Origin of the sequence: Trinickia terrae (assembly GCF_005144415.1) — a bacterium.
Taxonomy (GTDB): domain Bacteria; phylum Pseudomonadota; class Gammaproteobacteria; order Burkholderiales; family Burkholderiaceae; genus Trinickia_A; species Trinickia_A terrae.
Genome location: NZ_SWJE01000015.1, coordinates 357,751 through 373,611 on the forward strand (window position 1 = coordinate 357,751; position 15,861 = coordinate 373,611).

At 66.2% G+C, this 15,861-nt stretch carries 17 protein-coding genes; 5 read left to right on the forward strand and 12 right to left on the reverse strand.

What is annotated here, in order from left to right:
* Positions 1-66 precede the first annotated feature (66 nt).
* A complete protein-coding gene (gene msbA, locus FAZ69_RS26175) occupies positions 67-1,848 on the forward strand; it encodes a lipid A export permease/ATP-binding protein MsbA (protein ID WP_136897986.1) in 1,782 nt (593 codons plus the stop codon).
* A 157-nt stretch (positions 1,849-2,005) separates the two neighbouring features.
* On the opposite strand, the gene FAZ69_RS26180 is transcribed toward msbA, so the two are convergent.
* Positions 2,006-2,317: a hypothetical protein gene (locus FAZ69_RS26180; RefSeq protein ID WP_136897987.1), complete on the reverse strand. Its 312-nt coding sequence runs from the start codon at positions 2,315-2,317 to the stop codon at positions 2,006-2,008.
* Positions 2,318-2,348: 31 nt separating this feature from the next.
* Positions 2,349-2,507 carry a hypothetical protein gene (locus tag FAZ69_RS33425; protein ID WP_169708765.1) on the reverse strand — a complete coding sequence of 53 codons (159 nt, stop codon included), beginning with the start codon at positions 2,505-2,507 and terminating at the stop codon, positions 2,349-2,351.
* Between the two features lie 184 nt (positions 2,508-2,691).
* Between FAZ69_RS33425 and FAZ69_RS26185 the strand changes: the two genes are divergently transcribed.
* A complete protein-coding gene (locus FAZ69_RS26185; protein WP_136897988.1) occupies positions 2,692-2,871 on the forward strand; it encodes a hypothetical protein in 180 nt (59 codons plus the stop codon).
* Positions 2,872-2,972: 101 nt separating this feature from the next.
* Here the strand turns inward: FAZ69_RS26185 and FAZ69_RS26190 are convergent, their stop codons facing one another.
* From FAZ69_RS26190 to upp, 10 genes are all read right to left on the reverse strand, one after another.
* A complete protein-coding gene (locus FAZ69_RS26190; RefSeq protein ID WP_206171238.1) occupies positions 2,973-4,214 on the reverse strand; it encodes an ammonium transporter in 1,242 nt (413 codons plus the stop codon).
* Positions 4,215-4,544: 330 nt separating this feature from the next.
* Positions 4,545-6,014: a ribonuclease G gene (rng, locus tag FAZ69_RS26195; protein WP_136897989.1), complete on the reverse strand. Its 1,470-nt coding sequence runs from the start codon at positions 6,012-6,014 to the stop codon at positions 4,545-4,547.
* 12 nt (positions 6,015-6,026) lie between these two features.
* Positions 6,027-6,668 carry a Maf family protein gene (locus FAZ69_RS26200; protein ID WP_136897990.1) on the reverse strand — a complete coding sequence of 214 codons (642 nt, stop codon included), beginning with the start codon at positions 6,666-6,668 and terminating at the stop codon, positions 6,027-6,029.
* Positions 6,669-6,751: 83 nt separating this feature from the next.
* Positions 6,752-7,222 carry a 23S rRNA (pseudouridine(1915)-N(3))-methyltransferase RlmH gene (gene rlmH / locus FAZ69_RS26205; protein WP_136897991.1) on the reverse strand — a complete coding sequence of 157 codons (471 nt, stop codon included), beginning with the start codon at positions 7,220-7,222 and terminating at the stop codon, positions 6,752-6,754.
* 26 nt (positions 7,223-7,248) lie between these two features.
* Positions 7,249-7,719 carry a ribosome silencing factor gene (rsfS, locus tag FAZ69_RS26210; RefSeq protein ID WP_136897992.1) on the reverse strand — a complete coding sequence of 157 codons (471 nt, stop codon included), beginning with the start codon at positions 7,717-7,719 and terminating at the stop codon, positions 7,249-7,251.
* 3 nt (positions 7,720-7,722) lie between these two features.
* Positions 7,723-8,451, reverse strand: coding sequence for a nicotinate-nucleotide adenylyltransferase (locus tag FAZ69_RS26215; protein ID WP_136897993.1), 729 nt, complete (start codon positions 8,449-8,451; stop codon positions 7,723-7,725).
* A 76-nt stretch (positions 8,452-8,527) separates the two neighbouring features.
* A complete protein-coding gene (hemF, locus tag FAZ69_RS26220; protein ID WP_136897994.1) occupies positions 8,528-9,451 on the reverse strand; it encodes an oxygen-dependent coproporphyrinogen oxidase in 924 nt (307 codons plus the stop codon).
* A gap of 150 nt (positions 9,452-9,601) precedes the next feature.
* On the reverse strand, positions 9,602-10,876 hold the full coding sequence (gene purD, locus FAZ69_RS26225; RefSeq protein WP_136897995.1) for a phosphoribosylamine--glycine ligase: 1,275 nt from the start codon (positions 10,874-10,876) through the stop codon (positions 9,602-9,604).
* Between the two features lie 104 nt (positions 10,877-10,980).
* The gene (locus FAZ69_RS26230) at positions 10,981-11,709 is read right to left on the reverse strand and encodes a YebC/PmpR family DNA-binding transcriptional regulator (RefSeq protein WP_136897996.1); all 729 of its coding nucleotides are present in this window, start codon (positions 11,707-11,709) and stop codon (positions 10,981-10,983) included.
* Between the two features lie 338 nt (positions 11,710-12,047).
* Positions 12,048-12,698 carry a uracil phosphoribosyltransferase gene (gene upp, locus FAZ69_RS26235; RefSeq protein ID WP_136897997.1) on the reverse strand — a complete coding sequence of 217 codons (651 nt, stop codon included), beginning with the start codon at positions 12,696-12,698 and terminating at the stop codon, positions 12,048-12,050.
* A gap of 325 nt (positions 12,699-13,023) precedes the next feature.
* Here upp and FAZ69_RS26240 point away from each other — a divergent pair, with 325 nt between their 5' ends.
* From FAZ69_RS26240 to FAZ69_RS26250, 3 genes are all read left to right on the forward strand, one after another.
* Positions 13,024-13,803: an SDR family oxidoreductase gene (locus tag FAZ69_RS26240; protein WP_136897998.1), complete on the forward strand. Its 780-nt coding sequence runs from the start codon at positions 13,024-13,026 to the stop codon at positions 13,801-13,803.
* Between the two features lie 55 nt (positions 13,804-13,858).
* Entirely contained in the window at positions 13,859-14,248 is a 390-nt protein-coding gene (locus tag FAZ69_RS26245; protein ID WP_136897999.1) for a methylglyoxal synthase, read from the forward strand.
* Between the two features lie 132 nt (positions 14,249-14,380).
* Positions 14,381-15,355: a quinone oxidoreductase family protein gene (locus FAZ69_RS26250; RefSeq protein WP_136898000.1), complete on the forward strand. Its 975-nt coding sequence runs from the start codon at positions 14,381-14,383 to the stop codon at positions 15,353-15,355.
* Positions 15,356-15,861: the final 506 nt, after the last annotated feature.

Below are 15,861 nucleotides of genomic sequence, written 5' to 3' on the forward strand. Positions count from 1 at the left end.
ATGATCGTGCTGCGCGAGACCCCGCTTCGCCAGGTTGCCGGGTCATTCGTACTTGAAGGGAATGCCTTGGAACCCCAAGCGAGTTTGAGAAAAACGATCGGCGGAGAGCAAACCTCCGCCACTGCGGTGCTGAAACGGCTTTGGCCCTACCTCAAGCCGCTCATCTGGGTGCTGCTGCTCGGCATCGTGTCGATGGCTGTCAGCGCGGCGACCGACGCCGGGATTCCGGCGCTCCTGAAGCCGCTGCTCGACCACGGTTTCGGCGAGAACGCGAGCAAGCACTCTGTCTGGTTCGTGCCGATCGCGGTGATCGGCCTCGCGTTCGTGCGCAGCGTCTCGTCCTATGCGTCGAATTACCTGCTGCAGTACGTCTCGAACCGCATCCTGCTGCAAATGCGGCTCGACATGTTCAACCGCATGATCCATACGAGCGCGTCGTTCTTTCAGCGCGAGACGGCGAGCACGGTCATCAACGCGATCGTCTTCGAGGTCAACCAGATCCTGAACGTGCTGATCAGCGTGCTGATCACGCTCGTGCGCGATTCGCTCACGGTCATCTTCCTGCTCGGCTATCTGTTCTATCTGAATTGGCGCCTCACGCTGATCATTGCGGTCATCCTGCCGGGCATCGGCTGGATCACGAGCAAGATCAGCCGGCGCCTGCGGCGGCTCGGGCGCGATCAGCAGCTGCTGACCAACGAGCTCTCGTACATCGTCGAGGAGACGGTCGGCGGCTACAAGGTGGTCAAGGTGCACAACGGCGAAGACTACGAGATTCGCCGCTTCGCCGCGATGAGCAAGCGGCTGCGCGGCTATTCGATGAGGATGACGGTGGCGGGCGGCCTGGCCCAGCCGCTTACGCAGTTCCTCGCGTCGATCGCGCTCGCGATCGTCATCACGGTTGCGGTCTTGCAGTCGGCGCACGACCAGACGACAGTCGGTGGCTTCGTCGCGTTCGTCACGTCGATGCTGCTGATCATCTCGCCGCTCAAGCACCTGATCGACGTCAACCAGCCGCTGCAGCGCGGGATGACGGCGTGCGAGCTGATCTTCGGCCTGATCGACGAGCCGCTCGAACCGGCCGGCGGCGACCGCAAGCTCGAGCGCGCGCGCGGCGAGATCGAATTCCGCGACGTGTCGTTCACTTATGGCGCGGTCGATCGTCCGACGCTCGATCGCGTGTCGTTTTCGGTCAAGCCCGGCGAGATGATCGCGCTCGCGGGGCCGTCGGGCAGCGGCAAGACGACGCTCGTCAATCTGCTGCCGCGCTTTTTCTCGCCGACGGGCGGGCAGATTCTCGTCGACGGCGTGCCGATCGACGAATACGGCGTGCATGACCTGCGCAGCCAGATGGCGATGGTGAGCCAGGACGTCGTGCTGTTCAACGATACGATCGCCGCCAACGTGGCGTACGGGCAGACGCCCGATCGCACGCGCGTCGAAGCCGCGCTGCGCGCCGCGAACCTCGCCGACGTCATCGCGGCGATGCCCCAGGGCATCGACACGCTGATCGGCGGCAACGGCATGCGTCTGTCGGGCGGGCAGCGGCAGCGTCTCGCGATCGCGCGCGCGATCTACAAGGATGCGCCGATCCTGATTCTCGACGAAGCGACCTCCGCGCTCGATTCGGAGTCGGAGCGCCACGTGCAGGCGGCGCTCGAAACGCTGATGAAGGGGCGCACGACGCTCGTCATCGCGCACCGCCTCTCGACGATCGAGCGCGCGAACCGCATTCTCGTGATGGAAGGCGGGCGCATTGCCGAGCAGGGCAGTCACGACGAATTGCTGCGGCAGGACGGGCTTTACGCGCACCTGCACCGGATTCAATACCAGCAGCAGGCGGCTTAGCTTACAGCGCACGCCGTCGCGTACAAAGGGCCTCGACAAGAGGCCCTTTGCCGTTGTCGACCAGAGTTAGCGCTTCCGCTGGTTCGATGCACAGCGTCCGGCACTGGCGGAGTGCCGCCCAGCGGAATGCCGCCCAGCGGGATGCCGCCCAGCGGAATTACACGCCACCCGTGACCAGCGGCAGCACGGTCAGATCGGGATGGGTTCCGTCAACGATGCTGCGCCCGACGTGGACGCCTTCATACAGCGCATCGGCCGCGCTCTTGAAGGTTTCTTCCCCATCCGCATGAAAAGGCACCGAATGGCCGGGGATCTTGGGGTCCGCGCCGGGGTGGCAGACGTAGCCGATGTAGGTGTACCGCTCGCCTTGTGGCGAAGGCGTCTCGGGCTGGCTCTTCACAAACAGGGCCACATGGATCTCGAAGCCTTCGTATGCCTCGATTTGCCACTGCGCTTGTTCGTCGGACATGCTGGTCTCCATATGCGAATCGGTCCCGAATTCAGTGACGATGCCGCATCCGGTCCCAGAGCCGATGCCCGTCCAGCCGCGAGAGTAGCCGTTCCTTGTGATGTTCGCGCCGGTAGTGCGCGGTCACGAGGATCGCGGCCACGATCAGCACGATCAGACCGACGACTGTGCTTATCATCGATTCAGCCATGGCAGCCTCCTTCGAAGTCACCTGCATACAAAAATTCTAGGTGATCCTCGCGGGTAGGGAAGGCGGCATGTCGTCGGCCGGGGCAGGGCGGCCGACAGGAATATGCCGTTACGGAAGTCACAATTCGTGCTCGAACGGCAAGCGTTCGAAATCGTTCTAAGAAAGAACGACTGGAGGCGCGGCCATGATGAGACTTCTGATCGCCGTTGTGCTGCTTGAAGGGCTGACCGGCTGCATAGTGGCGCCGCCGCCGGCTTATGGGTATGCGCCGGGCTACTACTACCCGGGTTATTACTACGGGCCATCTGTCAGCATCGGCATCGTGGGCGGCTGCTGCCGGCATGGCGGCTGGCGCGGCCGGTAACGTCCAACTCGTAAGAGAATGTAACAGCGGCGCTGCCTGACCGGCAGCGCCGCGATTCGTTTTAGCGGCTTCCCGCGACCTTGCTTGCTGCGCTGCGCCAATCACGCATCCGGATAGGCGATCTCGCCGTGCAGCTCGGTGTCGAGACCGCGCTCCGCAGCCGCCGCGCCGACCTTCACCTGCGTGACGCGATCGATCAGCCACAGCATGCCCCAGGTGAACGCGGACGCCCAGATGCCGGACACGATCACCGCCACGCACTGCTTGAGGAAGAAGTCGCCGCCGCCGAGCAGGAGCCCGTCGGCGCCGTTCGCGTTCCACGCCTTCGACGCGAACACGCCGAGCAGGATCGTGCCGGCCATGCCGCCGACGCCGTGCACGCCCCAGACGTCGAGCGCGTCGTCGAGGCCCAGCTTGTTCTTCAGCGCGACCGCGTAGTAGCAGATCAGCCCGGCCGCGATGCCGATGATCGCGGCCGTGTCGAGCGAGACATAGCCGGCGGCGGGCGTGATCGTCGCGAGCCCTGCCACCGACCCCGTCAGGAGGCCGACGAACTTCGGCTGACGCGCATTCAGCCATTCGATCAGGAGCCACGTGACGGCGGCAAACGAGGCGGCGACGTCGGTGTTGAGGAACGACGAGGCGGTCACCGCGTCGATGCGCAGCTCGGAGCCGGCATTGAAGCCATACCAGCCAAACCAGAGCAGCCCTGTGCCGAGCGCGATCAGCGGCACGTTGTGCGGCCTGTGCTCGACGTTGTGACGGCGCCCCACGTAGAGCACCGAAGCGAGCGCGGCGAAGCCGGCGGTGTTGTGCACCACGATGCCGCCGGCGTAGTCGAGTACGCCCCACTTCGCCAGGATGCCTTCCGGACTCCAGACCATGTGGACGAACGGAAAGTAGACGAGCACGAGCCAGCCCGTGAGGAACAGGAAGTACGCCTTGAACGTCACGCGGTTGGTGAAGGCGCCCGTGATCAGCGCCGGCGTGATGATCGCGAACATCATCTGATAGGCGACATGGACGACGAGGGGGATGCCCGCGTCGTTGCCGCGGAACATCGTGTCGAGCGTGATGCCGCGCAGGAACGCGTAGTAGGCCGGGTCGCCCACGATGCCGTGCCAGCTCGGGCCGAAGCACATCGAGTAGCCGAAGGCGAACCAGAGCACGGTGGTCCACGCGAGCGAGATGAAGCTCTGCATCATGATCGCCAGCACGTTCTTGCGCTCGACCAGGCCGCCGTAGAAGAACGCGAGGCCCGGCGTCATCAGCATGACCAGGCTCGCGCAGAGCAGCATGAAAGCGGTATTGCCGACATTGATCGGCATCGAAGCGGGTAGCACAGGTCGTCTCCTTGGATTGTCGTCGTGAATGTGGCGTGAAAGCCATTCGGCATGCGCTCGTGGCGTGTCGAAAAATATGCTGGCGGGCTCGGAGGCGCAATCGCCGTGCGCCTATAGTCGGGTTCAGCGGCTGGGTATGGATCGTCCCGCGCTATGAATGAATCAGGCCATTAGAAGCTGCCTGGACGCTGCCAACCGACGATCATGGCCACGCCGGCTTCGCGCGTCTGAGGTATGCGCTGCTTGATGCGAAAAGCGGAAGGGGCAGCGATTTGCTGCCCCTTCCGCTTGCGACGCCTCTCGCGCGGCGATGGCGCGAGGAACTGCAACCTACATCAGCACGATGTCGTACTGCTCCTGGCTCAAATTCGACTCCACCTGCAGCGACACTGGCTTGCCGATGAAATCGATCAGCATCGCCAGATGCTGCGACTCCTCGTCGAGGAACAGATCGATCACCTGCTGCGAAGCGACCACGCGGAACTCGCGCGGATTGAACTGGCGCGATTCGCGCAGGATCTCGCGCAGCACGTCGTAGCAGACGGTGCGCGCCGTCTTCACCTGCCCCTTGCCCTGACACACCGGGCAGGGCTCGCAGAGCACGTGCGCGAGCGACTCGCGCGTGCGCTTGCGCGTCATCTCCACGAGCCCCAGCTGCGAGAACCCGTTCACCGTCACGCGCGTGCGGTCGCGCGAAAGCGCCTTCTTCAGCTCGCCGAGCACCGCATCGCGATGTTCGGTGTTCTCCATGTCGATGAAGTCGATGATGATGATGCCGCCGAGGTTGCGCAGCCGCAGTTGCCGCGCGATCGTATGCGCCGCTTCGAGGTTGGTCTTGAAGATCGTGTCGTCGAAGTTGCGGGCGCCGACGTAGCCGCCCGTGTTGACGTCGATCGTCGTCATTGCCTCGGTCTGGTCGATCATCAGGTAGCCGCCCGACTTCAGGTCGACACGGCGCGACAGCGCGCGCTGGATCTCAGCCTCGATGTTGTAGAGATCGAAGAGCGGCCGCTCGCCCGTGTAGTGGTGCAGCTTGGAGCTGACGGCCGGCGTGAACTCGCTCGCGAACTCGGCGAGCATCTGGTGCGTCTCGCGCGAATCGACCTGGATGCGCGAGGTCTCGTCGTTGACGAAGTCGCGCAGTACGCGCTGCGCGAGGTTCAGGTCCTGGTAGAGCAGGCTCGTCGGCGGCAGGCGCTGCGCTTGCGCCACGATCGTCGCCCAGGTCTTGCGCAGGTAGGCGACGTCGCCGGCGAGCTCTTCGCTCGTGGCGTCCTCGGCGATCGTGCGCACGATGTAGCCGCCTTTCTCGTCGACGGGCAGGACTGCCGTCAGGCGCGCGCGGATCGCCTCGCGCTCGGTTTCGCTCTCGATCTTCTGCGAGATGCCGATGTGCGGCTCCTGCGGCAGGTAGACGAGCGTGCGGCCTGCGATGCTCACCTGCGTCGAGAGCCGCGCGCCCTTGGTGCCGATCGGGTCTTTCACAACCTGCACCATCAGCGTCTGGCCTTCGAAGACGATCTTCTCGATCGGCTGATGCGGCACCTGCGCGTGCGGTTCGCCCGCGATGCGCGGATGCCAGATGTCGGCGACGTGCAGGAACGCGGCGCGTTCGAGCCCGATGTCGATGAATGCGGACTGCATGCCCGGCAGCACGCGCACGACCTTGCCCAGATAGACGTTGCCGACGCGCCCGCGCGCGACCGTGCGCTCGACATGAAGCTCTTGCACGGCGCCTTGCTGGATCAGCGCGACGCGCGTTTCCTGCGGAGTGACATTGATCAGGATTTCTTCGTTCATATGTCCACTACATCAGAAGTCGACGCGAGCCGTGCGCAGCAGCGCGGCGGTCTCAAAAAGGGGCAGACCCATAATACCCGAATAGGACCCATCGATACGCTCGATGAACTCGGCCGCACGCCCTTGGATGCCGTATGCGCCGGCCTTGCCGAGCGGCTCGCCGCTCTTCGCGTAGCGTTGCAGCGCGTCCGGCGAAACGGCGGCAAAACGCACCGTCGAGCGCGACAGCGCGGGCGGCAGCAGCCCGCCCGCGGCGTCGATCACGGCGAGCGCGGTCAGCACTTCGTGCTCGTGGCCCGCGAGCCGCGCGAGCATCTCGACTGCGTGCCCGACGTCGTCGGGCTTGCCGAGGATCGCGCCGTCGATCGTGACGGTTGTGTCCGCAACCAGAATCGGCGCGGCGGCATGGCCGCCCGCAGTGAGCCGCGCGCGCGCCGCCTCGGCCTTCGCGACGCACACGCGCAGCACGTAGCGATCGGCGGCTTCGCCGTCGCGCTCGGCCTCGAGCGCTTCGGCGTCTTCATCGGGGCGGGGCAGTAGCAGCTCGAAGCGTACGCCGAGCTGGGAGAGCAGTTCCTGGCGGCGCGGGCTTTGCGACGCGAGATAGACAAACGGATAAGTCGGGAGGGAAGCGGAGGGTGTCGATTGCGGCATCTGTCGTTCTCATGGGACGCACCGTGGCGCGTCTTGCGCGATGCCGGCCGAAGAAGGCGGATATCGCTCGCGAGAACGGCGCCTCAGGCGCGGTGGTAGGGGTGATTCTGCGTGATGCTCCACGCGCGGTAAAGCTGTTCGGCGAGCAGCACGCGCACCATGCCGTGCGGCAGCGTGAGACTCGACACGCGCAGCATCAGTTCGGCGCGCGCCTTCAGTTGCGGATCGAGGCCGTCGGCGCCGCCGATCACGAAGGCGACGTCGCGTCCGTCCTGCTGCCAGCCGGGCAACGCATCGGCGAGCTGCCTCGTGGTCCAGTCGCGGCCGCGCTCGTCGAGCGCGACTACGCGCGCGTTCTTCGGCAGCGCGGCCTCGATGCGCTGCCGCTCGGCGGCCATCACGCTTTCCGCGGAACGGCCCGACGAGCGCTGCTCAGGCTTGATTTCGCGCAGCTCGATGCGCAGCTCGGGCGGCATGCGCTTTGCGTATTCATCGAAGCCGGTCGAGATCCAGTCGGGCATCTTGTGGCCGACCGCCAGGATGTGCAGTTTCATTGCGGATGCGGTGTCCGGAAGGACCGTTACGCGCCCGAGCGGCGGCGCGCAGGCGCCTTGCGGGCCGGCTTCTTCGCGGCGGGAGCTTCGTCTTCCTCGTCCTCCTCGTCGTCGAGCGGCTCGCTTGCCCGCGCGCCGCCGAACGCGCTCGTGTTCGCGAGCTTCACGCGCACCGGCTTGTCGCCCCAGATTTCTTCGAGGTTGTAGTACTGGCGCAGCGCCGGCTGCAGGATATGGACCACCGCGTCGCCGCAATCGACGAGCACCCACTCGCCGATGTCCTCGCCTTCGGTGCTGATGATGTCGCCGCCGGCTTCCTTCACTTTCTCGCGCACGCTGGAGGCGAGCGCCTTGGTCTGCCGGTTCGACGTGCCGCTCGCGACGATCACGCGATCGAACAGCTCCGTCAGGTGGCTGGTGTTGAACACCTTGATGTCTTGCGCCTTGACGTCTTCGAGGGCGTCGACGATCGCGCGTTGCAGTTTGCGGATATCCATGGGTTACCGGTGGTACAGATGATGTTGAAGAATATAGTTCGAGACGGCGTCTGGGACCATGTCGGCGAGGCGCCCAGTGGCGGTTTCCGTTTGCTGGTCCAGGCGCTCGCGCAACTGGTGGCGGATATCGGTCGCGGAGACGTCGAGGGCCAGTACCGTGTCGATCAGCAGGTGACCGTTCGGCGTGCCCTGCAGCACCTCGGTGCTTGCCTCGCGCGCCGCCAGCTCGCCGCGCAGCTCGGGAGACGCCGACGCGAGGTCGAAGCCCGGGCGCGTCGCCGCGCAGATATGCGCGAGGTCGAACAGGCGCCGCCACTGGTGCCACTTGTCGAGATGCACGAGTTGATCCGCGCCGATCAGGAGCGACAGCGAGACATCCGCCCCTTCGCGCTCGCGCCAGCGCTCGAGCGTCTCGGCGGTGTAGGTCGGGCCGTCGTGATCGATCTCGTCGGTCGCGACGCTCACGGTCACGCCCGGCAGCACGAGCGATGCCGATGCCGCGCGCGTCATCGCGAGCCGGTGCTCGGCCGGGGACACATCGGTCTTCTGGTATGGCTGGCCGGCCGGCAGCAGCACGAGCTCGGTGAGCCGCAGCACGTCGGCGAACCGCCGCGCGAGCGCGAGATGGCCGTTGTGGATCGGGTCGAAGGTGCCGCCGAGCAGGCCGACGCGGCGCGGCAGCGGCGCGGGCGGCGACGGCTTGACAACGGAGTGGCGGGCGGGCGGATTCAGAAGGCAGTCCTTTGCGCGTTCGAAGGCGCGGCGGCGCTTAAGCGCGAGGCTCGCAGGGCTGGCTGAACGATGCGCGTCATATCCAGTCGCGCGGCTTGAGGAAATCGCTATAGAGGCGCGCCTCCGGCGTGCCCGGCTCGGGCTGCCAGTCGTAGCGCCAGTTCGCGACGGGCGGCATCGACATCAGGATCGACTCGGTGCGGCCCCCGCTTTGCAGGCCGAAGTGCGTGCCGCGGTCGAAGACCAGGTTGAATTCGACGTAGCGGCCGCGCCGATAGGCCTGGAACGACCTTTCCGCTTCGCCGTAGGGCGTCGCGCGGCGCTTTTCGACGATCGGCACGTAGGCGGCGAGAAACGCGTCGCCTACGCTCTTGACCATTTCGAACGAGCGGTCGAAACCGAGCTCGGCGAAATCGTCGAAGAAGATGCCGCCGATGCCGCGTGTCTCGTTGCGGTGCTTGAGGAAGAAATACTCGTCGCACCAGCGCTTGAAGCGCGGATACAGCTCGGCGCCGAACGGCGCAAGCGCGTCGTGGCAGGTGCGGTGGAAATGCTGTGCGTCTTCCTCGTAGCCGTAGCAGGGCGTGAGATCCATGCCGCCGCCGAACCAGAAGATCGGCGCTTCGCCTTCCTTGGTCGCCATCAGGAGGCGTACGTTCATGTGCACGGCCGGGCAGTGCGGGTTGCGCGGATGCATCACGAGCGACACGCCCAGCGCCTCGAAGCCGCGCCCCGCGAGCTGCGGGCGCGCCGCGCTCGCCGAGCCGGGCAGCGCGTCGCCGGCGACGTCGGAAAAGCCGATGCCGCCGCGCTCGAACAGCGCGCCGCCTTCGAGGATGCGCGTCACGCCGCCGCCGCGCAGCGTTTCGCCGGGGCCGCGTTGCCACGCGTCGGTGGCGAAGGGGGCGCCGTCGAGTGCGCCGAGCGTGTCGGCGATGCGCGTCTGCAGGTCTTGGAAGTAGGCGCGGACGGCTTGGACGTCGAGGGTCGTATCAGTCATGGAACGAGAGCGCGCCTGGCTGCTGCGCGGGTAATGAAGAAGCACTGCCGGGCATTCTAGCGAACGCGCGGCAGTTCGGCGTCCGGCCCGCGCATCGCGCACGGGCCGGCGCACGCCGCTTGCGATCGGCGCGGCGGCGCCAAGCGCGGCTCAGTGCTTGCGGCCGATCGCGCGATGGCCAATGTCGCGGCGATACTGCATGCCGTCGAACGCGATCTGGTTGATCGTCTCATAGACGACCGATTGCGCCCCGCGCACCGAATCCGACAGCCCGACCACGCACAGCACGCGTCCGCCCGAGGTCAGCAGCTTGCCGTCGGCGAGCGTCGTGCCCGCATGGAACGTCACCGCTTCCTCGGTCTCGGCCGGGATGCCGTTGATGCGGTCGCCTTTGCGCGGCGTATCGGGGTAATTGTGCGCGGCGAGCACGACGCCGAGCGCCGTGCGGCGGTCCCAGGTCAGCTCGACGGTGTCGAGCGTGCCCGCGATCGCCTGCTCGACCACCTTCGAGAAGTCGCCCTTCAGGCGCGCCATGATCGGCTGCGTTTCCGGGTCGCCCATCCGGCAATTGAATTCGAGCGTCTTCGGGTTGCCTTGCGCGTCGATCATCAGGCCGGCGTACAGGAAGCCGGTATAGCGGATGCCGTCGGCTTCCATGCCGCGCACGGTCGGCAGGATGATCTCGCGCATCACGCGCGCGTGCAGCTGCGGCGTGACGATCGGCGCGGGCGAATAGGCGCCCATGCCGCCCGTGTTCGGGCCCTGGTCGCTGTCCAGGAGCCGCTTGTGATCCTGGCTCGAGGCGAGCGCGAGCACGTGCTTGCCGTCGACCATCACGATGAAGCTCGCTTCCTCGCCCTCGAGGAACTCCTCGATCACGACGCGCGCGCCGGCGTCGCCGAGCTTGTTGTCGGAGAGCATCATGTCGACGGCGGCGTGGGCTTCTTCGAGCGTCATCGCGACGACGACGCCTTTGCCCGCGGCGAGGCCGTCCGCCTTGATGACGATCGGCGCGCCCTTCTTGTCGATGTAGGCGTGCGCGGCGGCAAGGTCGGAGAACGTCTCGTATTCGGCCGTCGGGATGCTGTGGCGCTTCATGAACGCCTTGGCGAAATCCTTCGAGCTCTCGAGTTGCGCGGCTTCCCGGGTCGGCCCGAAGATCTTCAGGCCGCGCTGGCGGAACAGGTTGACGATGCCGGCTGCGAGCGGCGCTTCCGGACCGACGACCGTGAACGCGACTTGCTCCTTCTCGGCGAAATCGGCGAGCGCGGCGGGCTCGCTGATGTCGATGTTGAGAAGGCGCTCATCCTGCGCCGTGCCGCCATTGCCGGGCGCGACATAGACGAGTTGGACCCGCGGCGCTTGCGCGAGCTTCCAGGCGAGCGCATGTTCGCGACCGCCGGAACCGACGACGAGTAACTTCATGTGATTCCCCGAAGGCTAACAAACAGTGACGGCCGGCGAATCCCGCCGGCCGTTGATCATTTCCGCAAGACGCGGCGCTTCGAAACGCGCCGCGCTTCAGCGCATCATGCTTCGGCGATGGAGGCGTTCGTATACACCTCCTGCACGTCATCCAGATTTTCGAGCGCGTCGAGGAGCTTCTGCATCTTCACGGCGTCTTCGCCCGTGAACTCGACTTCCGTCTGCGGCTTCATGGTGACTTCGGCGAGCTCCGCCTTGAAGCCGGCCGCCTCCAGCGCTTCCTTCACCTTCGTGAAGTCGTTCGGCGGCGACAGCACTTCGATGCTGCCGTCGTCGTTCGTGACGACGTCGTCGGCGCCGGCTTCGAGCGCGGCTTCCATGAGCTTGTCTTCCGGCGTGCCGGGGGCGAACAGGAACTGGCCGACGTGATCGAACAGGAACGCGACCGAGCCGTCGGTGCCCATGTTGCCGCCGTACTTCGAGAATGCGTGGCGCACTTCGGCGACCGTGCGGGTGCGGTTGTCGGTCATCGTGTCGACGATGATCGCCGCGCCGCCGATGCCGTAGCCTTCGTAGCGGATTTCCTCGTAGTTCGCGCCATCGACGCCGCCGACGCCGCGCTGGATCGCGCGGTTGATGTTGTCCTTCGGCATGTTGGCGTCGTACGCCTTGTCCACGGCGAGGCGCAGGCGCGGGTTCGAATCGATCTCGCCCCCGCCCATGCGGGCCGCGACTTGGATTTCCTTGATCAGACGAGTCCAGATCTTGCCGCGCTTGGCGTCGGCCGCGGCTTTTTTATGCTTGATGTTGGCCCATTTGGAATGACCAGCCATACCTTTCTCCGTCGCGCGCGCGTGTCGTGCGCACGCATGATGCGTTTGTTCGTTGCTGACTTGCGATTGATGTTTGCGGTTTCGGGCGGCGAGTTGCGCGGGCGGCAAGAAGCCGCTTCTCGAGCATCGCATTGGCCACGTAAGGCAATTCGAGCCGCTCGACGAGCAGAAGCGGATTTTAACATGCCGCGGAGGCCGGGAAAGGCTGTCCGAATGGGATAGGCGCTATGCGCGGCGCAGCGGCAGGCGGTCTCGATGACCCGTTGCAAAAGTCGTGCGAATGTTCCGGCTGGACAAACGCGGGGCGGCGCGGCGCCGCCCGCGAAAAACCGCTTTCCTCAGTTCTTGGTGCCGAACAGCCGGTCGCCGGCGTCGCCCAGGCCCGGCACGATATACGCATGCTCGTTCAAGTGCGAATCGAGCGAGGCGACGTAGAGCTTCACGTCCGGATGCGCGTCCTGGAACACCTGGACGCCCTCCGGGGCCGCGACGAGCGCGAGGAACAGGATGTTCTCGCCGGCCACGTTGCGGCGCTTGAGCACGTCGATCGCGTGCGCCGCCGAGTAGCCGGTCGCGACCATCGGGTCGCACAGGATGAAGATCCGGTCCTCGAGGTCCGGCAGCCGCACGAGGTACTCGACCGGCCGGTGGTCTTCGTCCCGGTACACGCCGATATGCCCGACGCGCGCCGACGGAATCAGCTCGAGCAGCCCGTCCGACATGCCGACGCCCGCACGCAGCACCGGCACGATGGCAAGCTTCTTGCCGGCGATCACGGGCGCGTCGATCTCGACGAGCGGCGTCGCCACGCGCTTGGTCGTGATCGGCAGGTTGCGGGTGATCTCGTAGCCCATCAGGAGCGTGATCTCTCGCAATAGCTCGCGGAAGGTGCGCGTGGAGGTGTCCTTGTCGCGCATGTGGGTGAGCTTGTGCTGGATCAGCGGGTGATCGAGGATGAAGAGATTGGGAAAACGGCTGTCTTGTCTCATGGTGGTGCGCACAAGCGGCGAGAGGGGTCGGGGGGGGCGTATCGGCGGCGCTTGGGCTGCGCGGCATGCCCGGATGAGGCGGACGACGCGGATGACGCGGATGACGCATTACGTCCGCAAGTTTACCGAAAGATCGGCGGATAAAGACGAGCAACGTTGCGCCTCGTGCAAAAAGGCGATTGTCCGGTGAGTTGCTCCGCTCCATGGCCAAGGGAGATAGCGGGTATGGCCGATTGGCCGGGCAGCGACGCCGCGGGGATTCTTCTAGAATCGAAACTCTTCGCCATCGGGCCTAAAAATCGTTACCTGGAAAAGGAGATCCGCCATGGACATGGGAATCGCAGGACGGACCGCGCTCGTATGCGCGGCCAGCAAGGGCCTCGGGCGAGGCTGCGCCGAGGCGCTGGCGGCGGAGGGCGTGAAGCTCGTGATCTGCGCACGCACGGCGGAAACGCTCGAGGCGACGGCCGCCGAGATCCGCGCGAAGACGGGCGCCGAGGTGACGGCCATCGCCTGCGACGTCACGACCGAGGCGGGCCGCGCCGCCGTGCTGGCCGCGTGCCCGCAGCCCGACATCCTCGTGAACAATGCGGGCGGCCCGCCGCCGGGCGACTTCCGCAAGTTTACGCACGACGACTGGATCAAGGCGCTCGAAGCGAACATGCTGAGCCCGATCGCGCTGATCCAGGCGACCATCGACGGCATGATCGAGCGCGGCTTCGGCCGCGTCGTCAACATCACGAGTTCCGCGGTGAAGGCGCCGATCGACGTGCTGGGCCTCTCGAACGGCGCGCGCTCGGGCTTGACGGGGTTTGTCGCGGGCGTCGCGCGCAAGGTGGCGGTGCACAACGTGACGATCAACAACCTGCTGCCGGGCCTGTTCGATACCGACCGCATCGGGGCGACGGTCGCCGCGCAGGCCAAGGCGGGCAACATCAGCGTCGAGGAAGCGCGCAGCCAGCGCGTGAAGTCCATCCCGGCCGGGCGCTTCGGCACGCGCGACGAATTCGGCGCGGCTTGCGCGTTTCTCTGCAGCGTCCACGCGGGCTACATCACCGGGCAGAACTGGCTGATCGACGGCGGCGCCTACCCGGGCACGTTCTGAGCGTGCGCTTCCCCGATACCCACCCAAGACCACCCTGCACAAAGGATTCCTCGACATGACGACACGGGTTGCGCTGATCGCGCACGATCACAAGAAAGACGACATCGTCGCGCTGGCCGGCGAATATGCGGCGACGCTTGCGCGCTGCAGGCTCGTCGCCACGGGCACGACCGGCGCGCGGATCGCCGCCGCGCATGGGCTCACGGTCGAGCGCATGCTGTCGGGGCCGAACGGCGGCGACCTGCAGATCGGCGCGCAGCTGGCCGAAGGCAACGTCGACGTGGTGATCTTCCTGCGCGACCCGATGACGCCTCAGCCGCACGAGCCCGACATCAACGCGCTCGTGCGCGCTTGCGACGTGCACGACGTGCCGTGCGCGACCAACATCGCGACCGCGCGGATGCTGCTCGACGCACTGATGCGGCGCATGAACGAGCCGGTCTGACGGCGGGTTTTGTGGCTTTGCGGACCGCTGAGGTTGGCTGGAGTTAGCGCTTCAGCGCCAACTCCAGCCAACCTCAGCATGGGACCGGAGTAAGTGCTGAAGCACTAACTCCGGTCGACACAGGAGACGGCGATGGCCAAGGCGATTCGATTCGAAAAAACAGGCGGCCCCGAGGTGATGCAATGGGTCGATGTCGAGGTGGGCGACCCGGGCAGCGGCGAAGTCCGCATCAAGCAGCATGCGGTGGGCCTCAACTATATCGACGTGTATTTCCGCACCGGGCTGTATCCGATGCCGCTGCCGGGCGGGCTCGGCATGGAGGCTGCGGGCGAGGTGACGGCGGTCGGGCCGGACGTGGAGGGCTTGCGGGTGGGCGACCGCGTCGCCTACGTGGCGCGCCCGCCGGGCGCCTACGCGCAGGAGCGCGTACTGCCCGCGGCGGCGCTGGTCAAGCTGCCCGGCGCGCTCGGCTACGACGATGCGGCTTCGGCGATGCTGCAAGGCCTCACCGCGCAGTATCTGCTGCGCCGCACGTACCGCGTGAAGGCCGGCGACACGATCCTGATCCAGGCGGCGGCGGGCGGCGTCGGCCTGTTCGTCTGCCAATGGGCGAAGGCGCTCGGCGCGACGGTGATCGGCACGGTCAGTTCCGACGAGAAGGCCGAGCTGGCAAAGGCGCACGGCTGCGATTACCCGATCGTCTATACACGCGAGAGTTTCACCAAGCGCGTGAAGGAGATCACCGGCGGCGCGGGGGTGCCGGTTGTCTACGACTCGATCGGCAAGGATACGTTTACCGGCTCGCTCGACTGCCTCGCGCCGCTCGGCCTCTTCGTGAGCTTCGGCAACGCATCGGGCCCGCTGCCGCCGATCGACTCGTCCGAGTTCGCGGGCCGCGGCTCGCTGTTTTTCACGCGGCCGACGCTGTTTACGCATATCGCGAAGCGCAGCGACTACGACGCGATGGCGGCCGAGCTGTTCGACGTGATCGTCTCGGGCAAGGTCAAGACGATGATCCGCCAGCGCTTCCCGCTCGCCGAAGTGGGGCAGGCCCACGCCGATCTCGAGGCGCGCCGCACGACCGGCTCGACGATTCTCATTCCCTGACCGGTCCGGTCATTCCGTTGAGGCAGGCGGCGCGGTTGCGCCGCCTGTTTTCGTTGTGCGCCCAGCATGGGCGCAGTCCTGCGGGTGCAAGTCCCGCCATAAGCTGGTCACGGCGAATGAAGCGAAGCGCAACTGCACGAGGGCGACCGAGTGTGGGGAGGAAGCGTGGAGCGTAAATTGCGAGCCGATGGAGAAGAACCGTATAGAAGGCGCTGCCGAGCAGGGCGAGCGGGCAACGAACCGCAAAGCTCTCGTGACCAAGGCGAAGCGGCGTAAATGCGGCGGCTGTGCGATGAAGGAGTGCGTTCTTACCTGGGGAGATCTCGCCTTGTGCCTGAAAGGGCGACGGTGATGAGCCGGAGCGAGAAGTCAGCAGAGGCCGTAGTAGCAGCCGGTTGGTGGCGAAGGGCCGAACGAGTAGGAGGGCCGAAGGCCGTGTCGCTTGGACGTGCAGTGCATCAGAAGGCCGCGCAGGCGGCGCGCAACGCGGGACGGCGAGGTGAAGC

Coding starts and splice junctions, on each gene's coding strand:
- FAZ69_RS26240 (WP_136897998.1), top strand. CDS start 13,024: ATGGACATGGGAATCGCAGGACGGACCGCGCTCGTATGCGCGGCCAGC.
- FAZ69_RS26245 (WP_136897999.1), top strand. CDS start 13,859: ATGACGACACGGGTTGCGCTGATCGCGCACGATCACAAGAAAGACGAC.
- rsfS (WP_136897992.1), bottom strand. CDS start 7,719: ATGGATATCCGCAAACTGCAACGCGCGATCGTCGACGCCCTCGAAGAC.
- FAZ69_RS26200 (WP_136897990.1), bottom strand. CDS start 6,668: ATGCCGCAATCGACACCCTCCGCTTCCCTCCCGACTTATCCGTTTGTC.
- FAZ69_RS26230 (WP_136897996.1), bottom strand. CDS start 11,709: ATGGCTGGTCATTCCAAATGGGCCAACATCAAGCATAAAAAAGCCGCG.
- FAZ69_RS26185 (WP_136897988.1), top strand. CDS start 2,692: ATGATGAGACTTCTGATCGCCGTTGTGCTGCTTGAAGGGCTGACCGGC.
- purD (WP_136897995.1), bottom strand. CDS start 10,876: ATGAAGTTACTCGTCGTCGGTTCCGGCGGTCGCGAACATGCGCTCGCC.
- upp (WP_136897997.1), bottom strand. CDS start 12,698: ATGAGACAAGACAGCCGTTTTCCCAATCTCTTCATCCTCGATCACCCG.
- hemF (WP_136897994.1), bottom strand. CDS start 9,451: ATGACTGATACGACCCTCGACGTCCAAGCCGTCCGCGCCTACTTCCAA.
- rng (WP_136897989.1), bottom strand. CDS start 6,014: ATGAACGAAGAAATCCTGATCAATGTCACTCCGCAGGAAACGCGCGTC.
- FAZ69_RS26180 (WP_136897987.1), bottom strand. CDS start 2,317: ATGTCCGACGAACAAGCGCAGTGGCAAATCGAGGCATACGAAGGCTTC.
- FAZ69_RS33425 (WP_169708765.1), bottom strand. CDS start 2,507: ATGGCTGAATCGATGATAAGCACAGTCGTCGGTCTGATCGTGCTGATC.
- rlmH (WP_136897991.1), bottom strand. CDS start 7,222: ATGAAACTGCACATCCTGGCGGTCGGCCACAAGATGCCCGACTGGATC.
- FAZ69_RS26250 (WP_136898000.1), top strand. CDS start 14,381: ATGGCCAAGGCGATTCGATTCGAAAAAACAGGCGGCCCCGAGGTGATG.